We start from the raw sequence: 19,976 nt of genomic DNA, 5'->3' as shown, positions 1-19,976 counted from the left end.
AAAAACATCCACACCCCCTCACCCCGCCCCTCTCCCCGCAAGCGGGGAGAGGGAGAGGCGCTCGGACCCTACTGCCGCACACCTTCCACCGACAGCGTCAGTGCCACCGTCCGGGAAGCCGGCCCCAGGTCGTAGTCGATCCCGAAATCCGCCAGCTTGAGCTCGGTCTTGCCCAGGAAGCCCTGCCGGTAGCCACCCCAGGGGTCCTCGCCGCCGCCGATGTGCTCGACATCGATCACGATCTCCTTGGTCACGCCGTGCAGCGTCAGGTCGCCGGTCAGTTTGGCGGTGTCCTCGCCGGTGGACTCCCAGCCGGTGCTCACGAAGCGGGCCTCCGGGTACTTGTCCACGTGCAGGAAATCCTCGCCGCGCAGGTGCTTGTCGCGCTCGGCGTGGTTGGTATCCACGCTCGCGGGATCGATGGTCACCCGGACCGAGTTCTTCGAGGGGTTCTCGGGATCGTAGGTAAAGCTGCCGTCGAACTCGTTGAAGCGACCGTACAGCCACGAGAAGCCCAAGTGCTGGATACGGAACTCGATGAAGGCATGCTGCCCCTTGGTGTCGAAAGCGTACTGCTCCGCCGCCTGGGACACGGCCGGCACGGCCAGCGCCAGGGTCAACGCAAACGCGGTGAGGATTCGCATGATCGCTCCTGTCTTTGGGTAGAGGAATGGATTCATTCGCCGTCGCGCCCGCGCGTCGGCCACAGTATGCGGCGCAGCGTCCGGTCGCGATCCACGAAATGGTGTTTGAGGGCGGCCAGCGCGTGCAGCGCCGCCAATCCGATCAGGGCATAGGCCAGCCACTTGTGCCACACCCCGGCCAGCGTTTCCTGGCGCTCGAAGCCGTCGAACGCCGCCGGCACGCGGAACCAATCGAACACCGCCACGGCGCTGCCGTCCGCGCTGGAGATCAGGTAGCCGGCCAGGATCACCGCCAGGGTCAGCAGATTCAACGACACGTGCGCCGCGTGCCCCAGCACGCGCTCCCAGGGCTTGTGGCCCGGCTCCGCCGCCGGCCGCGGCACCGCCAGGCGCCAGACGATGCGCAGTACCAGGATGCCGAGCAGCAGCACGCCCAGACTGCGGTGCCAGTCCGGCGCGCGGTTGTACCAGGGATCGTAGTAGGTCAGCCCGACCATCCAGACACCGAGCACGAACAGCCCGATCACGCCCGCCGCGACCACCCAGTGCAGCAGGATCGCCACCAGGCCGTAGGAGTGCTCGCTGTCGCGCCACATGGCCGTCTTCCCCCGGAACGCCGTGTCCCGATAAGACCGCATTCGGCCCCGCGGGTTCAAGCCCCGCGGTCCGCCGCGCCCGGCGCCGGCCGTGCATCTCTTGCACGCCCGTGCCCCATGCCATAGGATACGCGCCTGCGCCGCATGGCTCGGCGCAGAAAACCCGTTCCCCGGTAGCTCAGTTGGTAGAGCAGCTGACTGTTAATCAGCGGGTCGGCGGTTCGAGCCCGTCCCGGGGAGCCACCTCCTCTTCAATCCCAAATTCCCGTGATTACGTGGAATTGCGGTGCCTCCGTTCCGGGGGCTCTCACCGCCTTCGGGGTTGATGAGTGCCTGCGGCACTCACCCTTCGGGCAACGGCCAAGCCGTTGTCCCGATTGCCTCCCGGCAATCGGTCGAGCCCGTCCCGGGGAGCCATCTCTCTTCCAGCCCCGAATTCCTCAGATTACAGGGAATCGTGACGCCTCCGTTTCAGGGGGCTCTCACCGCCTTCGGGGTTGATGAGCGCCTGCGGCGCTCACCCTTTCGGGCAACGGCTTAGCTGTTGTCCCGATTGCCAGACTGACGCCATCCATGGCTGCATTCACAGCCACCATCGCTATCATCTCTCGCACCCTCAAAGCTATTACGACCACTATTGCCGCATGTCGTTATGGGAGTACAATTTGGCCTAGAAAGTTGCCGTGATGGCCGCTCCATGACCATCAAAACACCCAAGCGGGCCGAAACCCGCAAGCTCCCCAGCAAACAGGCCATCCGCCGCGCGGTAGCCAGTTCCACCGCCATCGAGACCGGGAAAAGTGTCCAAACAATCGAACGCAAGCTTCGCGTCCGGTCCGGCAAGTATCGTCACGTCTCCCTCGCCGAGTAACCCCTCGTTACCAGCCTCAGGCCGATAGAGCCTGCCGCACGTACGAGCACATCGGCCCGTAATTTTCGGTCAGACCGTGCTGAATCGCGGCGAAGTAACCGTCCCGATCCGCTTCCCAGGCGCTGTAATCCATCGGATCCCTTCCCGCCTGCACGGCCATGACGTCGGCCAGCAAGCGTGACAGTCGGCCGTTACCCTCCCGGAACGGGTGGATCAGGATGAATTCGACATGAGTAACGGCGATTGCGTCGATCAGCGCTTCCTCACTCAATCCTTGACACGGCGTATATCGCCCTAGGCATCCGTCCTCGAATTCGCCGAGCAGACGACCGATCTGCGCGGCAGCCGCGAAATGAAAGTCGCCCTTGCTCAAGTTGACGCTACGTTCCTCGCCCGCCCAGATATAGACGTTGCCCAGCCAGCGGCGATGCCAGGTTTTCAGATCGGATACTTGTAAGCGCCGATCCGGGAAATCCCGCCATAGGACTGACTCGTAAAGGTCTTCCAGCAGCTGCGACTCAAGATCGTCCATCTCGTCCGGATCGACGATCCCCAGCTTGTTGGCCAGCACCTTGTCATCCGAGCCGGGCTCAAACTGACCTTCGGTCCCGCTGATCTGATAGCGATCTGTCATTCGACCTTTAGCCGATCTTGGATTGCAGCAGTGTCGACCAGGCCCAGCGTCTCAAACTTTGCCCAAGGCTGGCGCCCTTTGAGACTTCAATCAGCGAATCTTTCTTGTCGCGCACGTACTTCATGAACAGCGAAGTCAGCACGTAGTCCTTGTAATACCACGGCAATTGTTCCTATCGATATAAACAGCGCGGGTCGTGCCCGGCGAATGCATGCATGATGCGAGGTCGAAGCGTAATCAGTCTACGTCATACAGTGCCATTCATCGGCAACGTCTGATGGGTGCCTTCGGCGCTCACCCTTAGGGCAACGGCTAAGCTGTTGTCCCGATTGCCTGGCGGCAATCGGTCGAACTCCTCCGGGAACCATACCGCGGCAATTCCGGAGCACCAGCTTCAAGACCGATGTCAGGAGCGATTCATGCCCGTTGTATGTTGCATTGCACAATAGAAACGGTTAGAATAAATACCGTCAAAAGCAACCGCATCGAGAGGACTGAGGACTCATGACTACCTATCGCGATCAATTCTGGCTTGGCGTTCTCGGAGTCGTGGCCGGCTTCGTCATGGGCGCCGCGACCGTGGTCAGTCAGGGTGATGCCGACCAGGGCGGTCAGGCCTTCAACACGCTCTCTTCGACCTGGCTGGAGCAACCGGAGCGCTTCTAGGCTCATGTCCGAAAAGGGCACCCCGCCCTTTTCGGCATGATGCTTTTAGAACACAGCGGGCCAAGGCGGGTTTTCAAGCATGGCCGAGCAGTCGTGCCTTCATGTCGGCGAGTTGACCGCCCGACCGATCTCCCAGGAAGGTCTGTTCGAACTCGTTCGGCGCCATGGGACGGCCCAGTAGGAATCCCTGGGCCACGTCAAAGCCGAGCCGTTTGATCAGACGGTAATCGTCCTCGGTCTCGACGCCTTCGGCGACCGTTTCCATGTGGAGCGCGCCGGCCATGCGCTGGATCGCGGTGAGCATGGCGACCTTTTCCGCGATCCCGGCCGAGCCGGTGACGAACGCGCGATCCACCTTCAATTGGTCCACCTCGAAACGCAGCAGTTGGGCCAGGGATGATTGGCCCTTGCCGAAATCGTCCAATGCCACGCATATGTCCTGGGACTGAAGCGCCTGGACGATCCGCAGCGCGGTCTGGTGCGATTTCGCAAACCAGGTCTCGGTGATCTCGAAGGTCAGGGTGGCTCCCGGAAGACGGTATTTCTCCCGGACCGCCGCCACCACGGACAGGATTCGTTCGCTGTCGAAATCGATGCCGGACAGGTTGACCGAAAGCCGGCCGATCGCGAAACCGCGCATGCGCCAATCGTTCCACTGGGCAATGCTCTGTTTGAGCACCTGTTCGGTGATATCCACGACGACGCCCAGGGACTCCGCCAGGGGGATGAAGTCCTTGGGTCCGACGATACCCAGACTCGGATGCCGCCAGCGCACCAGCGCTTCCGCACCCACGATGTCCAGATTGCTGACACGGAACTGGGGCTGCAGGACGACCTCGAATTGGCCGGCGCGGATCGCTTGGCGCAATTCCCCTTCCAACCGCAAATCCCCCGCCGATGTGGGGGCGTCGGACCAGCCGGTGACGACGGAACTCCCCGAAGTCTGCTTCGTCGATTCCAAACGCCTGTGACACACGTCGAGCAACTGCGGCACGGTGACGCCATCCCGCCTTGCCCTGGCGTATCCGGAGGCCAGCTCGATGACGATGTCCGCTTCCGGCAGGCTGATCGGCTCCTCGAACGACCGCGCTATCTGCGCGAGCCGCTCCATCGCATCCCGGTGACTCGCGCCGGGCAGCACCACCACGTACTCGTCCGCGTCCATGTGCGCGATCAATTCCTCGGGCTGGCCGATACCGATCAGCCTCTGGGCGACCTGCTCCAGCACCGCATCGCCGCCCGACCGCCCGAGTGCCGCGTTCAAACGGCCGAACCGGCGGATGTTGAGCAGTAGCAGGCTGAACGAGTCACCGCGCCGTAACCACCGTTCCATCAGATCGATGGCGGCCCGACGGCTGGGAAGCCTGGTGATCGGATCCGTGCGCAGCGCGTCCAGGATCTCGGTGGCCGTCTCGTTCTGGCGCGTGATCACATAAGCGACGACGCCGATGACCACGGCCATCACCAATACGAAAAACCCACCCTTGATCGTCTGGTAGCGGACGATTTCATCCGGCCCGGCGGCGATTTCGCGGACCAGGCCGTCCGTGAGCACGATCCACAGCAGGGATACCGCCAGATAGGCGGCACCGGCGAGGAGGCCGGTGCGCACATCGCGATTCAACAGGCGTCTGAACAGCCTTCGCATGGCTCGATTCAAGGCGGTCCCCGGAACCACAAGTGCCCGTGTCCCGGCTTGTTGTCAAGCCACGCATCACCGTCAGCCCGGACGGCACACGGGCCGATGCCCACCGGGATCATCCGTCAGCCACCAGCACACGCCGCAACTCGGCGGGGATAGACGTCGTCTTGAAGGTGTCCATGGCGACGCAAACCATCACCAGTTCGGCGTTGAAGGTATTGGTATCGCCGACGCAGGCTTCCATCGCGAGCGTGAACGCGTGGGTCCGGATTTCCTTGACCGTGACCCGGATGTCGAGCTCGTCGTCCCAGGTCATGGGGGCCAGGAAGTCGATGTTCAGGGACCGCGCGGGCGGCCCGATACCGAGCTCGAACAGGTAGCGCTCGGCGGGCCGTCCCAGCCGCGCGCCGAGGAATGCCAGCCCCGCCTCCACCACGAAGTGGCTGACACGGGGTGTGTAGACGATACCGCCGGGATCGCAGTCGCCGAAGACGATACGGCGGCGGTTGATATAGTGCTCGGACACGGGAGGCGATTCAGCGGTCCATCCGCTCAGGCGTCGGCTCATCCGCCAACGTGAGCTGCCCCACGTAGAGACCGAGAGCACTGGCTATGCGCTTGAGCGATGCCCGGCGCGGCCTGGCATCGGGTGCCTCCCACTGCGCCACCTGCCCCTGGGTCACACCCAGTCGTTCGGCCAGGCGTGCCTGCGTCAAACCGAGGTACTCCCGCCACGCGCGCACCAGGGAGATCTCCTCCACCAAATGGCGGCTCGCCACTTCATGCGGAATCGTCAGGTCATCCGCATTGCCGGCACGTTCGACCAGATCGGTGAATTGCTCCAACGGGAGGACCGCATAACGCCGGCCGCCCTGGTCCTCGATACGGTAATCAATACGTGCGCTCATCGCGTTTCCTCACTCGCTCCACCGAGACCACCCGCAGGCCCTCCACGACATCGAACAACACCCGGAAACGACCGACACGCAGACGGAATTGGTGGTCATGCCGGCGCAGAGGCTTTATATCCAGCCATTGGCGGCAATCGGGCCAAACCGCCAACCCGCCGACCGCTTCGACGACGCGTTCGCGGTCCGTGCGATCGAGTCGGGCGGCCTCCTTGAGTGCCCGGCGCGTCCATTGCACTCGGTGCATTATTAGATTTTATTAGCATTTGGCCTGGTGACGCAACTGCGACACAGGCACGCTCAAGGCGCGTCGGCAGTCACCCGTACCTCGGCCGGACGACTCGTCTTCCAGCCATCGTCCACGATCAGGCGCACGCGGTATTCGCCCGGCGCGTCCGGCACCAGGCGCGGCCTGGGCACATGGGGATCGAGGATGACGGCGGTGCTGCCTGTCGGGCGTTCGGCGATTTCCCAGCGATAGCTCACGGGCTCGCCGTCGGCGTCGCCGCTGGCGCTGCCGTCGAGACGAATGAGTTCTCCCGGGGCGGCCCGGCGATCCCCGCCGGCGTCGGCGGTCGGCGCCGCGTTGCCGATGACCGCGGTGATGGTGACCGCGTCGGGGTCGCTGGTGCAGCCGCCGGCGCGAACCTCCAGCTCGGCCGTGTACCGGCCGGCGACATCGGCGGTGAACCGGGGCGAGACCGTGCCGGCGTCGGACAGGGCGGCCTCGCTGGCGGACGGAACCGTCACCAGCACCCAGTCGTATTCGAGCGTCCCCGGACCGGCGCTGCGGCTGTCGGAACCGTCCAGGATCACGGTGTTGCCGACCGGCACCTCGCGGTCGGGGCCGGCGTCGGCGACGGGACAGAGAAAATCGGGATCGTCGTCATCGTCGCCGCCCGACGAGGAATAGAAGAAGGCGCAGTCGGCCCCGGTCAGACTGAAACCCAGCAGGATCGTCAGGACCCGCCAGGAGACGCCGGTGCCGTGGGGACGACCGCGTATCCTCCCGCGCTCCCCGGTCAGCCCTCGGGCAGACGGAATTCCTGCGCCAGCAGGGCCGTCTGGTTGGTCGTGGATTCCAGGCGCAGCTTCAGGAGCGGCTGGTACTCGGGATCGTTGTACCAGGCCATGGCGTGATCTTCGGACTCGAAGCGCAGCACGACCGCCATCTGCCGGGGGCTGCCCTCCTTGCAGCGCGCGGTGGGGTCGGCCACCAGTATTTCGACGTTGTGCTTCTGCAGGTTCGGCAAGGCCCCCTCCAGGTAGCGCTGGTAACCGGCCTCGTCGGCGATATCGTAGACTCCGATCCAGTAGACGGACATGGTGGTATCTCCTCGCTTGTCGTCGTGCGCCTCCCGCACCGGCGACAAGCGTATACCATTTCCTGTCCTACAATCCGGCTCAGGCGGTCTCCAGCAACCGCTCGCGAACGGCCTTGCGCTGCTCGTCGGGGACGCCGGCCACCTCGGAGACATAGCGTTCCAGGCCGCCCAGCTCGCGATCGATGACATCGAGGCTGGCCTCCAGGTACTCCGAGCGCACCTCGGCCAGGACCTGGAGGGCCTGCTCGCGGCCGGGCTTGAGGCCGTAGTGAGCGAGGATGCTCTGCATGCGCTCGACCGGCATGCGCTCGAACACTTGCGTGGTGAAGAGATAGTCCTCGATCGCGGTCTCGCGGTCGACGCCCAGCCACTCCAGGAGCACGGCGGCGATGAAGCCCGTGCGGTCCTTGCCGGTCATGCAGTGGAAGACGACCGGATAGCTTTCGTCGCGCGCCAGCACCTCGAACAACCGCTGCACGGCCGGCGCGAACTGCCGCGGCTTGCGGCTGTAGGTGTCGATGCGCTGCTTGCGCGCGTCCTCCAGGGACTGTTCCTCGTCCCACTTCAACAGCTTGCGGTTGTCGAAGGCTTCGTGCAGCGAACGCGGCGCATTGACGATCTCGACATCGCGCCCGCGGCACCATTCCGAGGGCATGGCCTCCATCTCCCACTGCTCGCGCAGATCGACCACGGTACGGATGCCGAGGTCGGCGACCTCGCGCCGCCCCGCCTCCGACAATTCGTTGAAATGGCCGCTACGCAATACCCGGCGCCAACGAACGCGGTCGCCGTGCACCGTTTCGTAGCCGCCCAGGTCGCGCAGGTTGAAGCCGCCCTCGACGGCAATCTCTCGTTCCATGGGGCGTCGTCCGGTCCGGAATGGGTCAGGAATCACAACACCCCATTTTACCGGAAATCGCGCCGGCGCCCCGCCGGCAATCCCCGACACGGCATGTGGGTCAGCCGGAGATATAGCTCTCCAGTTGCTCGATGATGAAGCGCTGCTCGGCGATGATCGCCTTGACGAGATCGCCGATGGAGACCACGCCCAATAACCGCTCGCCTTCCATGACCGGCAGATGCCGGACACGCTTGTCGGTCATCAGCGCCATGCATTCCTCGACCGTGCGCTCGGGCGCGACCCCGACCACGCGCGTGGTCATGACATCGCGGACCGGCGTGTCGCGCGAGGCGCGTCCGGCCAGGATCACCTTGCGCGCGTAGTCGCGCTCGGAGAGCAGGCCCACCGGCCGGCCGCCTTCCAACACGAGCAGGGCGCCGATGGATCGCTCGGCCATGAGGACCAGGGCCTGGTAGACGGTGGCGTCCGGGCCGACGGACCAGATGTCCCGGCCCTTGGTATCGAGCACTTCCCGTACCGTGGTGGTCATCGCACCCTCCCGACCGGGTGATTGCCGCATCGACAGCACACTACCGCGAGACGCCCGCGTCAACCCGGCCGGCGCCGGTGGCACAATCGAAGACGGCGCGCAGGGTTTCGCCGCGACGATGTGTATCACTCATGAACCCGCCGGATTCGCCGGCGGTCCCCTGGATGGAGATCCGCCATGACCCCGATGACCCGAATATTGTTGCCCGCGGTCGCCCTGCTCCTGGGCACCGGCACCGCCCTCGCCTTCCCGCACGGCGGCAACCGCGCCGATACCGACGGCGACGGCGCTGTCTCCAAGGAAGAGATGCGCCAGATGCGGGTGCAGATGTTCGATCGCATGGACGCCGACGGCGACGGCTATGTGACCGATGAAGAGATGGACACCCATCGCAAGAAGATGGAGGGGCGCCACGAGAAAATGCGCCAGCGGATGCAGGAGAAGCGCGACGCCTGGGTCGACAAGCTCGACGCCGACAACGACGGCCGTATCTCCCGCGACGAGATGGCCGACGCCCCCTTCCCCTTCTTCGATAAGGCGGATACCGACGGCGACGGCAAGCTCACGCGCGACGAGATGAAGGCGATGCGCGACAAGCGCCGCGGCATGGACAAGCCGTAGGCCGGGGCGCGTCCGCATGGGGGAGCGCGAGGATGACGACGAACTGGTCGCACGGGTGGCGCAAGGCGACGCGGACGCCTTCGAGGTCCTGGCCGACCGCCATGCCGACCGCGTCTTCGCGCTCTCCCGGCGGATCCTCGGCAACGACGCCGACGCCGAGGACGCCGCGCAGGAGGTGTTCGTGCGATTGTGGACCCGGGCGGACCGTTACCGGCCCGGCCGGGCCCGGTTCACGACCTGGCTGTACCGCGTGACCACCAACACCTGCCTCAACATGCGCCGCGGCACCGTCGAGGCGCCGATGCCGGATTCGCCGCCCGAACAGGCGGCCCCGGACGGCGATCCGGAAACCGCCGCGGAGGCCGCGCTCCAGCGGGAGCGCCTGACCAAGGCCATCGACGGCCTGCCCGCGAACCAGCGCACGGCGGTATCGCTGAGCCTGCAGCGCGAATTCTCGAACCGCGAGGCCGCGGCGGCGATGACGATCTCGGTGAAGGCGCTGGAGGCGCTGCTGGTGCGTGCGCGGCGCAGTCTGCGCGCGGCCCTGGCCGGCGCCCGTGACGGAGGTTGATGGCTGCCATGACACTGCAAGAATTCCAGACACTGCTCGATACCCGCGGCCCGGACCCGGCCGCCTGGGGCGTGGCGCAGCGACTGCGCACGCGCCGCCTGCTCCGGCGCTCGGCCGAGGCCCGGCGGCGGCTGGCCGCGGCCCGCGCCCTGGCACACGGGTTCGAGACGCTGCAGACCGAAACGGTCGCGCCGGCGCGGCTGCGCGCCCGGCTGCGTGCGATTCCCGCGACCCATCCGCGGACCGTGCCGGACACGGCGGCGATCCCCGGCCTGCCCGCGCGCTGGTGGACCGCCGGCGCCGCCCTGGGTCTGTCCTGTTTCCTGGCCGGGATGGCAATGGGCGCCGTCTGGCTCGACGACGGCCCGGAGGTCGACCTGGCGACCGTGGTCTACGCCCAGGTAACCAGCGAGGAGGATTGGCAATGACCGGATCGCGTCGCTGGCTCGCGGCACTGGGCGTCACGCTCGCCCTGTCGCTGGCCGGCAATCTACTGCTGGCGGGCATCCTGCTCGGCCGGCACGCGGGCGAACGCCCGCACATGAGTTTCCTGCGGCCCTTGCCGGGCGCGCCGGAGGCGGCGCGGGATGTGCTGCACGCCGCCTTCCGCGAGCATCGCGGCGAGATGCGCGAACAGTTCCACGCCCACCGGGAGGCCCGGCAGCGCCTGGCCGCGGCCCTGGCGGAGCCGGATCTGGACCCGGCGGCCCTGGATCGCGCCCTGGCCGACCTGGCCGCCGCCACCTCCGGCCTGCAGGCCACCGCCCACACGATCATGCGGGACGCGGCCGTGCGCATGCCGCCGGAGGTCCGCCGCGACTGGGCCGGCAACTGGCGGCAACGGGCGTCGCGCGACCGTCATCACGGCGGCGCCGGGGACGAGCGACGCGAGTGACTCAGTCGTCCTCGCGGAAACCCCGCTCGCCGGTGGTCACGTCCGTGACGACCCCGTTCTCCAGCGTCACCTCGCGCTGCAGGCGGCTGCTGCCGAAATTGTAGAGCCATTTCTCGCGCCGCACCGTGACGAAATAGCCGCCGGGCCGATGCCTCAGGGGGCGGTTGAGGACGATGGCGTCGCGCTGCATCGGCTCGCCGCAGGTTTCCAGCAGCCGGTACTTGCTCATGCCCGGGACGATACGGTTGGGCTCGCAGTCGCGCGGGCCGGGCACGGCGAAGCCGTAGCCGTCGTTGCCGACCGATTGCAGACGGCCGTTGCGGAAACGCAGGATCGACAGCAGGCGTCCCGGCCCGGGGTTGTAGACCCAGATCCGCACGTCCGGCACCACGGCGTTCGGCGGCACCTCGTCCGCCTCCCAGCGGTCGGTGAAATCGGGCTCGCCGCAGACCGCCCGCACCTCGGCGGCGCTGTCGCCGCGATCCACCAGCCGCCCCTGGCAACGCATGCCGTCGGCGGCGTCGGCCGGCGACGGCGGCCAGAGAAGCAGGAGCATGGCAGCGAGGAGCGACGGTATCGATCCCGCGGGCGTTGGTTGACGACGGAGCGGCATCCCGGCTCGAAACTCAGCGCGGGGCGGACACCCGGAAGCGCTCGCCCCGGTAATCCAGTATCGCGCCGCCCTCGTCGATGGTCACGATCGCCGGGCCTTCGCGGAGGCGCTCGCCCTCGCGGTAGCGGCGACCGTTGATCAGGATGAAGCTGCGCCCCGGCACACTGCTGTACAGATGGCCGTTGACCTCGATCCCGGGCAGTTGCCGGCGGACGTCGGCCGGCAACGCCGCCACCGAGTCGGCGGGCTCCCGGTAGCTGTCTTCGCCGTCGAACCCGGATTCCGACTCGGCCCAGGTGGCCGGCTCCTCCCGCCGCGCGGGAGCCGGCGCGGCCTGCGGGCGGGTCGTTGTCTCCGCCGACGGCGCCGGCCGCGGTTGCGCGGGCGCCGGCGATGCCGCCGTCGCGGCGCGCGGTTCGGGCGGCGGCGCGGGTTTCGCGGGCGGGGCGGCGGCCGCCGCCGTGCCGGTCTCCGGGGAGGCCGGCGCCGCGGGCGGCTGCGGATTCCCGTCCCGCAGCAGCCAGAACGCGCCCACCACGCCCAGGTTGGTCAGCACCAGCACCGCGACCAGCGGCGCCACCCATGCCGGCAACCGCTGCCGGCCCGTCTCCGCCAGCGGCTCGTGGATATCCGCGAGGTCGGGCCCGCGCTCGCGGTGGCGTTCGCGCTCGGCCTTACGCAGGGCATCCAGGAGATAGGACACGTCAACCGCCTCCCGTACCCGTGAGCCGCGGCGTGCCGGGCGTCGGCGTCAGGTTCTCGAGCACGATCATGGTGCGCGGCCCGAGCATGCCGTCCGGGTCGAGGCCGTTGGTGAGCTGGAAACGCCGCAACTCCGCCTCCAGGGTCTCGTCGAACACCGGCGACGGCTGCCCCACCCGCGCGTCCGGGTTCTCGCCGCGCGCCAGGGCCAGGCGGCGCCGCAGCCAGCTCACGGACTGGCCGACGGTGCCCACGCCGGCATAGCTCGGCGCCGCCGCGCGCCGCCACACGACCTGGAACTCGCCGGTCCAGAGCTCGGCCAGGCGCGAACGCGGCACGTCGCGCGTGCCCTGCGGAAACACCAGGGTGGCGGTGGCGTCGTCGAGACGGCTGAGAAGCACCCGCCGCCGGTGTCGGCCCTCGCGCAGCGTCAGCAAGGCCGGGCGATCGTATAGGGCAAGGTCGTCGAAACCGCCGCGCGCGGAGAAACAGCGCAGATCGCCGACCGCCAGGTTGCCGCAGTCGCTGTTGACGGCACTGCCGAACACCCCCCAGAGGCGCAGGAGCTGATCCAGGCCGGCGCTGCCGCCGGGTAGCGCCAGGCTGTCGACATCGGCGGCCGGCGCGGACTTCGCGGCCGCGTCCCCGCCGCCGGACCGGGCCGGCGACGTCCCGTCCCCGCTGCCGGCCGCCTCTCTCTTGTCCCCCGTGCCCCCGGCGTTGCCGCCTTCGGCGGCCGACGACGCGGCGTCGCCGGCGTCCGCGGTCGCGACCGCGTCGTCGATGTTGTCGCCCACGCCCGCGAACAGCCCGGTCATGTCCGCGCCGCCGCGCACCCCGTAGTGCAGCGCCAGGGCCAGCGCCGTGGCACCCAGCAGCACCGCCGCCGGCATCACCGCGTCGCGCCACTGGCGCGGCTCGCCCCCGCCGTAACGCGGCAGGGTCTCGTGCGCGGCCCGGCGCACCGTGCGCCAGCCGACCCGCCGCCGGCCCTCGCTGTAGGCGCCCATCAGGGCCCGTTCGCAGACGATGTTGATCAGTCGCGGCACACCCCCGGTGCAGCGATAGACGGCGGCGCAGGCCGCCGGCGTGAACACGTGCGGGCCGCCGCCCACCCGCTCCAGCCTGTGGGTGATGTAAGAGCGGGTCTCGCGGCGGTTGAGGCTGCACAGGTGATAGCGCGCGGTGATCCGCTGGGCGAGTTGGCGCAGGTCCGGCCGCTGCAGCAGGTCGGCCAGCTCCGGCTGCCCCACCAGGATGATCCGCAGCAGCTTGTGCTTGTGGGTCTCCAGGTTGGTGAGCAGGCGCACCTGCTCCAGCACGTCGCGGCTGAGATTCTGGGCCTCGTCCAGCACCACCACGGTGCGCCGGCCGGCGGCGTGGGCTTCCAGCAGGTGCGCGTTGAGGGCGTCGACCAGGGATTTCAGGGTCGGCTCGGGCTCGCGCGGGTAGTCGACCCCCAGTTCGTCGCAGATCGCGGCCACGAACTCGGTCACCGTCAGGCGCGGATTGAGGCACAGGGCCACGTCCACGTCCTCGATGTCCTGCGACAGCAGCGCCCGGATGAGGGTGGTCTTGCCGGTGCCGACCTCGCCGGTGAGCTGGACGAACCCGCCGTGCTCGCCGGTGCCGTACAGCAGGTGACCGAGCGCCTCGCGGTGATGGGCGCTCAGGTACAGGAACGCCGGATCCGGCGTGATCGAGAACGGATGGTCCTGGAATCCGAAATAGCGCAGATACATTGCGTGTCGCCAGCCGGGCCGTCCGCCCCGCCCCATGAGGAAAGGCGCATGTTACCCCGTCGTCCGCGGGGACGGGAATCGCCCCCCGGGACCCTGCCGTGACGGTTCCGTGACAAAGACCGATACCGCCTAACGCGCCCGGGCGCACTACGTTATCATGCGCCGATGACGGGGACCGTGCCAGCCAACGCGCGGCGTTTCGCGCCGTACCTGCCCGCTTTTGCCAACGCCCTGATCGTGGTGATGATCGGGTTGGCGGCCGCGCGCCTGTTCTGGCTCCTGTGGCCGGTCGAGACCACGCCGCTGTCCGGGGACTTCGCCGTGGCCGGCTCGCGCACCGCGACCGGCGAGCCGGTGGACGTGGACACCATCGCCGCGGCGCATCTGTTCGGGGAGAAGGCGGCCGAGGCGCCCGGCGCCGCCGACGAGGTGATCGACGCGCCGGAGACCCGGCTCAATCTCACGCTGACCGGGATCGTCTCCAGCCGCAGCGGCGAGCGCTCCTGGGCCCTGATCCGGGCCGACGGCCGGGACCAGAGCGCCTACGCCGTGGGCGACACCGTGACCAGCAACGTCAAGCTGCACGCGATCTACGCCAATCGCGTGATCCTGGACCGCAACGGCCGCTACGAGACCCTGACCCTGGAGCGCGACAAGCGGCCCGAGGGCGCCGTGCGCCGGGTCGCCGGCGGCGAGCGCGTGACCGGCGCGGCCGCCGAGGAACTCGGGGGCATCCGCCGGCAGGTACTCAATGACCCGGCGACGATTTCACAGTACATTCGTTTACAGCCCGAGCGGGAGGACGGTAACTTAATCGGCTACCGCATCTACCCGGGCCAGGAACGGGAACTATTCCGGGAGCTGGGCCTCCGACCCGGTGAGCTGGTAACGGCCATCAACGGGGTCCGGCTCGACAACGCGAGCAGAAACATGGAAGTACTGCGCACGCTCTCCGAAGCCAGCAGCGTCACCGTGACGCTGGAACGCGGGGGAGAGCAAAGAACGATGACCGTGAGTTTCCAATGACCGCTATCCGAACAGCCTTTGCCGTGGCGGCCCTGGCCGCGTCCGCCGTGATCGCGACCGGGCCGGCGACGGCCCAGCAGGGATCGCAGGGACAAGCCCGGGTCGAGCAGACCAACGGCGACGCCTTCACCCTCAACTTCAAGGAGGCGGACATCAACGCGCTGATCGCCACGGTCAGCGAGATCACGGGACGCAACTTCGTGGTCGACCCCCGGGTCAAGGGCGAGGTCACGGTGCTGTCCAACCAGCCGATGTCCGCGGACGAACTCTACGAGACCTTTCTCTCGGTGCTGGAGGTACACGGCTTCTCGGCGGTGCCGGCCGGCGAGGTCACCAAGATCATCCCGCAGGTGAACGCCAAGCAGGACGGCGGCTTCGGCCGCGGCGGCGACACCCGCGAGGACATCGTCACCCGGGTCATGCGGGTGGAGAACGTGCCCGCCGACCAGCTCGTGCCGATCCTGCGGCCGCTGGTGCCGCAGTACGGCCACCTGGCCGCCTACCCCGCCTCCAACATCCTGATCATCTCCGACCGCAGCGCCAACGTGCGGCGTCTGGGCGACATCGTGCGCCGCATCGACCGCCAGGGTTCCAAGGACGTCGAGATCATCCAGCTCGAGCACGCCAGCGCCGAGGAAGTGGTGCGCGTGGTCGACCAGCTCAAGGGCGACTCCAACCGCGGCGGCGAGAGCTTCACCGCGATCGCGGACGTGCGCACCAACAGCGTGCTGATCGCCGGCAACCAGTCCTCGCGCCTGCGGCTGCGGGCGATCATCGCCGACCTGGACACCCCGCGCGAGTCCCAGGGCGGCACCCAGGTCCTCTATCTCGACTACGCCGACGCCGAATCCCTGGCCGAGGTGCTCAAGACCTTCACCGAGCGCCAGACGTCGGGCAGCGGCGACGGCGGCGCCGTTTCCAAGGGCGAAGTGCGGATCATCGCCGAGCCGGACGCCAACGCGCTGGTGGTCACCGCGCCGGCCGACATCATGCGCGAGGTGCGGGACGTCGTCAGCCAGCTCGACATCCGCCGCGGCCAGGTCCTGGTGGAGGCGATCATCGCCGAGGTCACCATCGACCGCTCGCGCGAGCTGGGCGTGGACGTGGCCGTGTTCAACGAGGAGCGCGTCGCCTCCGCCAGCATCCTCGATCCCAACACGCTGCAGGCCATACCCGGCCTGGCCGGCGACGGCTCGCCCCTGGGACTGATCCAGCAGGGCCTCAACCTGGGCATGGGCCAGTTCAACGAGGACGGCACCAGCTTCGCCGTGCTCCTCAAGGCCCTGTCCGGCGACTCCAACACCAATGTCCTGTCCACGCCGTCGCTGATGACCATGGACAACGAGGAGGCCGAGATCCAGGTCGGCCAGGAAGTGCCCTTCATCACCGGCCAGTACACCAATACCGGTACCGGTCAGGGCGTGACCAACCCGTTCCAGACCGTGGAGCGCAAGGACGTGGGCCTGACCCTGGGCATCACCCCGCAGATCAACGCCGGCAACACCATCCGGCTCAAGATCGACCAGGAGGTGTCCAGCATCAACGAGGGCGCGGGAGGCGCCGTGGACCTGATCACCAACAACCGCACCCTCAAGACCTCGGTCGAGGTGGAGGACGGCCAGATCCTGGTCCTGGGCGGCCTGATCGACGACAGCGTCACGGAATCGCGCCAGAAGGTGCCGGTGCTCGGCGACATCCCGCTGCTGGGTGAACTGTTCACCTCGCGCACCGTCGACAAGACCAAGCAGAACCTACTGAACTTCATCCGCGTGAAGGTCATGCGCGGCGAAGGCGCGGCCTCCTACTATACGCGCCAGAAATACGACTACATGCGGGAACTGCAGAGGCAGCAGCGCGAGAACAGCATCCCGCTGATGAACGAGGAAGAACGGCCGATGGCGCCGCCGCTGGAAAGCTTCACCGACGACCCGGTGTTCAAGGATGACGCGGTCCAGGAGAAACCGACGGCGCCGTCGGACAAATCCGGCACGGAAGCCGACCGCGAGAAGCGACGCGGCGACCAGTTGAACCAGCCCCGCTGACGCGGGATATCGAGCCATGAGCGAGGAAGCCAGCCGCGAACCGGAAGCACCCCACCGGCTGCCCTTCGCCTTCGCGAAGCGCTACGGGGTGATGCTCGCCCGCGACCTGGGCGACGACGGCATGGAGATCAACTGCCGGCCGGACGTCACCCGCACCGCCCTGTGCGAGGTGCGGCGCCAGGTCGGCCGGCCGCTGCGGCTGAACACGGTCACCGCCGAGGAGTTCGACAGCCTGCTCCAGGCCAGCTTCGAGACCGACGCCGCCGAGTCCGCCCAAATCGTGGAGGGCCTGGACGAGGACATCGACCTGTCCAGCGCGGCGCGCGCGCTGTCCGAGCCGCAGGACCTGCTGGAATCGGCCGACGACGCGCCCATCATCCGCCTGATCAATGCCCTGCTCACCGAAGCGGTCAAGGAAAACGCCTCGGACATCCATATCGAGCCGTTCGAATCGCGCCTGACGGTGCGTTTCCGGGTGGACGGCGTGCTGCGCGAGGTGCTGCACCCGCCGCGTTCGCTGGCGCCGGTGCTGATATCGCGCGTGAAGGTGATGGCGCGGCTGGACATCGCCGAGAAGCGGCTGCCGCAGGACGGACGCATCTCGGTGCGCATCGCCGGCCGCCCGGTAGACATCCGGGTGTCCACCATCCCCTCGGGCAACGGCGAGCGGGTGGTGATGCGCCTGCTCGACAAGCAGGCCGGCCGTCTGGACCTGTCGCAGCTAGGCATGCCGGAGCAGACCCTGCACGACATCGACGAGCTGATCCACAAACCGCACGGCATCCTGCTGGTCACCGGTCCCACGGGTTCCGGCAAGACCACCACGCTGTACGCCGCCCTGACGCGGATCAACGACCGCAGCCGCAACATCATGACGGTCGAGGACCCGATCGAGTACTACCTCGACGGCATCGGCCAGACCCAGGTCAACACCAAGGTCGACATGAGCTTCGCCCGCGGCCTGCGCGCGATCCTGCGCCAGGACCCGGACGTGGTGATGATCGGCGAGATCCGCGACCTGGAAACCGCCGAGATCGCGGTCCAGTCGTCGCTGACCGGCCACCTGGTGCTGTCGACCCTGCACACCAACACCGCGGTCGGCGCCATCGCCCGCCTGCGCGACATGGGCGTGGAGCCGTTCCTGCTGTCCTCCAGCGTGATCGGGATCATGGCGCAGCGGCTGGTGCGCGTGCTCTGCAAGGAGTGCCGCGTGCCCTACACCGCCGATGCCAAGGCCTGCGAACGGCTCAAGTGCGATCCCGAGGATCCGCCCACGCTTTATCGCCCCGCCGGCTGCGAGGCCTGCAACAACTCCGGCTACCGCGGCCGCACCGGCATCTACGAGCTGGTGGTGGTCGACGACCGCATGCGTACCCTGATCCACGACCAAGCCGCCGAGCACGTGCTGGAGGCGCACGCCCGCACGCAGACCCCGAGCATGCGCGCCGACGGCCGCCGCAACGTCCTCGCGGGCGTGACCACCCTGGAAGAGGTCCTGCGGGTCACGCGCGAGGAAAGCATCGTCGGCGCGAACGAGGTCAAGGAATAACGATGCCGGGCGAACGCCGGAACAACGGCCGCCCCGCGGCTCTTGCCCGTCTCTCTCATCCTGCCGCTTTCGCCTGACTCATGGCCGCCTTCGAATACACCGCCCTCGACGCCCGCGGTCGCGAGAAGAAGGGCGTCATCGAGGGCGACGCCCCGCGCGCCGTGCGCGCGGAACTGCGCGACCGCGGCCTGACGCCGCTCGAGGTACGCCCGGTCACCGACAGCGGCGGCTCGCGTCGGCTGTTCTCGTTTGAGCGCGGCATGAGCGTCACCGACCTGTCGCTGTTCACGCGCCAGCTCGCCACCCTCTCGCGCGCCGGCCTGCCCATGGAGGAGGCGCTGAAGGCCGTCGCCGAGCAGACCGAGAACGCCCGGCCGCAACGCATCATCATGGGCGTGCGCTCGCAGGTGGTGGAGGGCCGCACCCTGGCCTCGGCACTGGCGTCCTTCCCGGTGAGCTTCAACCAGCTCTACCGCGCCACGGTCGCGGCCGGCGAGCAATCCGGACGCCTCGACGAGGTCCTGGAGGGTCTGGCCGACTATGTCGAGGACCAGCAGGCGATGCGCCAGAAGGTGATGGGCGCCCTGCTCTACCCGGCCTTCCTGACCTTCATCGCCATCGCGATCGTCGTGGTTCTGCTGGCCACGGTGGTACCCAATCTGGTGCAGGTCTTCGAGAGCGTGGACGCCGAACTGCCGGGGCTGACCAAGGCGCTGATCGGGATGTCGGACTTCCTGCGCGCCTGGGGCTGGCTGCTGGCGCTGGGGCTGGCCGCGGCAGTGGTCGGGGCCGCCTATGCCCTGCGCCGCGAGCCGATCCGCCGCCAGGTCCAGCGGCGCATCCTGCAGCTCCCGGTGATCGGGCGCTTCGTGCGCGGCGTGAACACCGCCCGCTTCACCCGCACCCTGTCGATCCTGGCCCAGAGCGGCGTGCCCGCGCTGGACGCCATGACCATCGGCGCCGACGTGGTCTCGAACCTGCCCATGCGGGAGGCGATCCAGCGCGCCGCCGGCAAGGTGCGCGAGGGCGAGGCCATCCACCGTGCCCTGGGGGCCGAGCGCCTGTTCCCGCCGATCACCCTGCACATGATCGCCAACGGCGAACTCGCCGGCGAGCTGGAGACCATGCTGGCCCGCGCCGCCGAGCACCAGGAACGCGAGGTCGAGACCCTGCGCCAGGGCGTGATGGGCATCATCGGCCCGGCCGTGATCCTGCTCATGGGCGGCCTGGTGCTGATGATCGTGCTGGCGATCCTGCTGCCGGTGTTCGACCTGAACCAGCTCGTTCGTTAGGTGGGCTAACCACAGAGGCACAGAGGACACAGAGCGAGGACAAGGCCATTTTTTATCCCGGACACGCCGTTAAGCATGATCCGGGATTGCATGATATCCACGGCTGTCCGTCACCCCGGAGAGACGCGGCGCGTCTCATCCGGGGTCCAGTGCGAGGAGAACGCTTCCCTGGTTCCCGGATAAAGCGCGATGCGCTTTTCTGATGGGATGGACTCCCCCCTCTTATACGGCATCTTAAGTGCCAGG

24 protein-coding genes, 1 tRNA gene and 1 pseudogene are annotated in these 19,976 nt (G+C 67.9%); 11 read left to right on the top strand and 15 right to left on the bottom strand.

The features are described 5' to 3' along the window. Positions 1-68: 68 nt before the first annotated feature. Together PC39_RS16225 and PC39_RS16220 are read right to left on the bottom strand one after the other, a co-directional pair. Complete coding sequence (locus PC39_RS16225) at positions 69-644, bottom strand: YceI family protein (RefSeq protein WP_353254461.1); 576 nt, start codon at positions 642-644, stop codon at positions 69-71. 32 nt (positions 645-676) lie between these two features. Then, complete coding sequence (locus tag PC39_RS16220; RefSeq protein ID WP_353254460.1) at positions 677-1,240, bottom strand: cytochrome b; 564 nt, start codon at positions 1,238-1,240, stop codon at positions 677-679. 167 nt (positions 1,241-1,407) lie between these two features. Here PC39_RS16220 and PC39_RS16215 point away from each other — a divergent pair. Both PC39_RS16215 and PC39_RS16210 read left to right on the top strand, forming a co-directional pair. Beyond that, positions 1,408-1,483, top strand: a tRNA-Asn gene (locus PC39_RS16215). 454 nt (positions 1,484-1,937) lie between these two features. Beyond that, positions 1,938-2,111, top strand: a complete 174-nt coding sequence (locus tag PC39_RS16210; RefSeq protein WP_353254459.1) for a hypothetical protein — start codon at positions 1,938-1,940, stop codon at positions 2,109-2,111. 16 nt (positions 2,112-2,127) lie between these two features. Here the strand turns inward: PC39_RS16210 and PC39_RS16205 are convergent, their stop codons facing one another. Together PC39_RS16205 and PC39_RS16635 are read right to left on the bottom strand one after the other, a co-directional pair. Then, a complete protein-coding gene (locus PC39_RS16205) occupies positions 2,128-2,745 on the bottom strand; it encodes a Fic/DOC family protein (protein ID WP_353254458.1) in 618 nt (205 codons plus the stop codon). A 67-nt stretch (positions 2,746-2,812) separates the two neighbouring features. Next, positions 2,813-2,899 (bottom strand): annotated as a pseudogene (locus PC39_RS16635) (type I restriction-modification system subunit M N-terminal domain-containing protein); the annotation flags it as partial. A gap of 350 nt (positions 2,900-3,249) precedes the next feature. Here PC39_RS16635 and PC39_RS16200 point away from each other — a divergent pair. Then, positions 3,250-3,411 carry a hypothetical protein gene (locus tag PC39_RS16200; protein WP_353254457.1) on the top strand — a complete coding sequence of 54 codons (162 nt, stop codon included), beginning with the start codon at positions 3,250-3,252 and terminating at the stop codon, positions 3,409-3,411. A gap of 73 nt (positions 3,412-3,484) precedes the next feature. Here the strand turns inward: PC39_RS16200 and PC39_RS16195 are convergent, their stop codons facing one another. The 8 genes from PC39_RS16195 to PC39_RS16160 form a co-directional block, all read right to left on the bottom strand. Then, positions 3,485-5,059: a putative bifunctional diguanylate cyclase/phosphodiesterase gene (locus tag PC39_RS16195; RefSeq protein ID WP_353254456.1), complete on the bottom strand. Its 1,575-nt coding sequence runs from the start codon at positions 5,057-5,059 to the stop codon at positions 3,485-3,487. Positions 5,060-5,168: 109 nt separating this feature from the next. Further along, positions 5,169-5,579 (bottom strand): acyl-CoA thioesterase, encoded by a 411-nt coding sequence (locus tag PC39_RS16190; RefSeq protein WP_353254455.1) that lies wholly within the window; start codon positions 5,577-5,579, stop codon positions 5,169-5,171. A 10-nt stretch (positions 5,580-5,589) separates the two neighbouring features. Next, entirely contained in the window at positions 5,590-5,961 is a 372-nt protein-coding gene (locus tag PC39_RS16185; protein ID WP_353254454.1) for a helix-turn-helix domain-containing protein, read from the bottom strand. Beyond that, the gene (locus PC39_RS16180; RefSeq protein WP_353254453.1) at positions 5,945-6,208 is read right to left on the bottom strand and encodes a type II toxin-antitoxin system RelE family toxin; all 264 of its coding nucleotides are present in this window, start codon (positions 6,206-6,208) and stop codon (positions 5,945-5,947) included. Before PC39_RS16180 ends, PC39_RS16185 begins: the two co-directional genes overlap by 17 nt. A gap of 53 nt (positions 6,209-6,261) precedes the next feature. After that, positions 6,262-6,900 (bottom strand): PKD domain-containing protein, encoded by a 639-nt coding sequence (locus PC39_RS16175; RefSeq protein ID WP_502950889.1) that lies wholly within the window; start codon positions 6,898-6,900, stop codon positions 6,262-6,264. 83 nt (positions 6,901-6,983) lie between these two features. Beyond that, complete coding sequence (locus tag PC39_RS16170; RefSeq protein WP_353254451.1) at positions 6,984-7,286, bottom strand: DUF1330 domain-containing protein; 303 nt, start codon at positions 7,284-7,286, stop codon at positions 6,984-6,986. A 79-nt stretch (positions 7,287-7,365) separates the two neighbouring features. Further along, positions 7,366-8,145, bottom strand: coding sequence for a tyrosine-protein phosphatase (locus tag PC39_RS16165; RefSeq protein WP_353254450.1), 780 nt, complete (start codon positions 8,143-8,145; stop codon positions 7,366-7,368). 100 nt (positions 8,146-8,245) lie between these two features. Continuing rightward, a complete protein-coding gene (locus PC39_RS16160; RefSeq protein WP_353254449.1) occupies positions 8,246-8,677 on the bottom strand; it encodes a CBS domain-containing protein in 432 nt (143 codons plus the stop codon). 177 nt (positions 8,678-8,854) lie between these two features. On the opposite strand from PC39_RS16160, the gene PC39_RS16155 reads away from it, so the two are divergent. From PC39_RS16155 to PC39_RS16140, 4 genes are read left to right on the top strand one after another with little or no spacing between them, the layout of a single operon-like run. Next, positions 8,855-9,298, top strand: a complete 444-nt coding sequence (locus PC39_RS16155) for an EF-hand domain-containing protein (RefSeq protein WP_353254448.1) — start codon at positions 8,855-8,857, stop codon at positions 9,296-9,298. Positions 9,299-9,314: 16 nt separating this feature from the next. Then, the gene (locus tag PC39_RS16150; RefSeq protein ID WP_353254447.1) at positions 9,315-9,869 is read left to right on the top strand and encodes a sigma-70 family RNA polymerase sigma factor; all 555 of its coding nucleotides are present in this window, start codon (positions 9,315-9,317) and stop codon (positions 9,867-9,869) included. A gap of 8 nt (positions 9,870-9,877) precedes the next feature. Next, a complete protein-coding gene (locus tag PC39_RS16145) occupies positions 9,878-10,297 on the top strand; it encodes a hypothetical protein (RefSeq protein ID WP_353254446.1) in 420 nt (139 codons plus the stop codon). Beyond that, positions 10,294-10,764, top strand: a complete 471-nt coding sequence (locus tag PC39_RS16140; RefSeq protein ID WP_353254445.1) for a periplasmic heavy metal sensor — start codon at positions 10,294-10,296, stop codon at positions 10,762-10,764. The genes PC39_RS16145 and PC39_RS16140 overlap by 4 nt, the downstream gene beginning before the upstream one ends. A gap of 1 nt (position 10,765) precedes the next feature. On the opposite strand, the gene PC39_RS16135 is transcribed toward PC39_RS16140, so the two are convergent. The 3 genes from PC39_RS16135 to PC39_RS16125 form a co-directional block, all read right to left on the bottom strand. Then, a complete protein-coding gene (locus PC39_RS16135) occupies positions 10,766-11,320 on the bottom strand; it encodes a DUF2845 domain-containing protein (RefSeq protein ID WP_353254444.1) in 555 nt (184 codons plus the stop codon). Between the two features lie 70 nt (positions 11,321-11,390). After that, positions 11,391-12,080 carry a general secretion pathway protein GspB gene (locus PC39_RS16130; RefSeq protein WP_353254443.1) on the bottom strand — a complete coding sequence of 230 codons (690 nt, stop codon included), beginning with the start codon at positions 12,078-12,080 and terminating at the stop codon, positions 11,391-11,393. A 1-nt stretch (position 12,081) separates the two neighbouring features. Then, positions 12,082-13,821 (bottom strand): ExeA family protein, encoded by a 1,740-nt coding sequence (locus tag PC39_RS16125; protein ID WP_353254442.1) that lies wholly within the window; start codon positions 13,819-13,821, stop codon positions 12,082-12,084. A gap of 177 nt (positions 13,822-13,998) precedes the next feature. Here PC39_RS16125 and gspC point away from each other — a divergent pair, with 177 nt between their 5' ends. The 4 genes from gspC to gspF all read left to right on the top strand — a co-directional run bounded on the left by gspC (position 13,999) and on the right by gspF (position 19,730). After that, positions 13,999-14,847, top strand: coding sequence for a type II secretion system protein GspC (gene gspC / locus PC39_RS16120; RefSeq protein ID WP_353254441.1), 849 nt, complete (start codon positions 13,999-14,001; stop codon positions 14,845-14,847). After that, positions 14,844-16,889, top strand: a complete 2,046-nt coding sequence (gspD, locus tag PC39_RS16115; RefSeq protein WP_353254440.1) for a type II secretion system secretin GspD — start codon at positions 14,844-14,846, stop codon at positions 16,887-16,889. The genes gspC and gspD overlap by 4 nt, the downstream gene beginning before the upstream one ends. 16 nt (positions 16,890-16,905) lie before the next feature. Then, entirely contained in the window at positions 16,906-18,438 is a 1,533-nt protein-coding gene (gspE, locus tag PC39_RS16110; protein WP_353254439.1) for a type II secretion system ATPase GspE, read from the top strand. A gap of 80 nt (positions 18,439-18,518) precedes the next feature. After that, positions 18,519-19,730: a type II secretion system inner membrane protein GspF gene (gspF, locus tag PC39_RS16105; RefSeq protein WP_353254438.1), complete on the top strand. Its 1,212-nt coding sequence runs from the start codon at positions 18,519-18,521 to the stop codon at positions 19,728-19,730. The last annotated feature ends 246 nt before the right edge of the window (positions 19,731-19,976 follow it).

Origin of the sequence: Salinisphaera sp. PC39 (genome assembly GCF_040361335.1) — a bacterium.
GTDB lineage: Bacteria > Pseudomonadota > Gammaproteobacteria > Nevskiales > Salinisphaeraceae > APNM01.
This window is presented reverse-complemented; position numbering and strand designations above follow the sequence as displayed.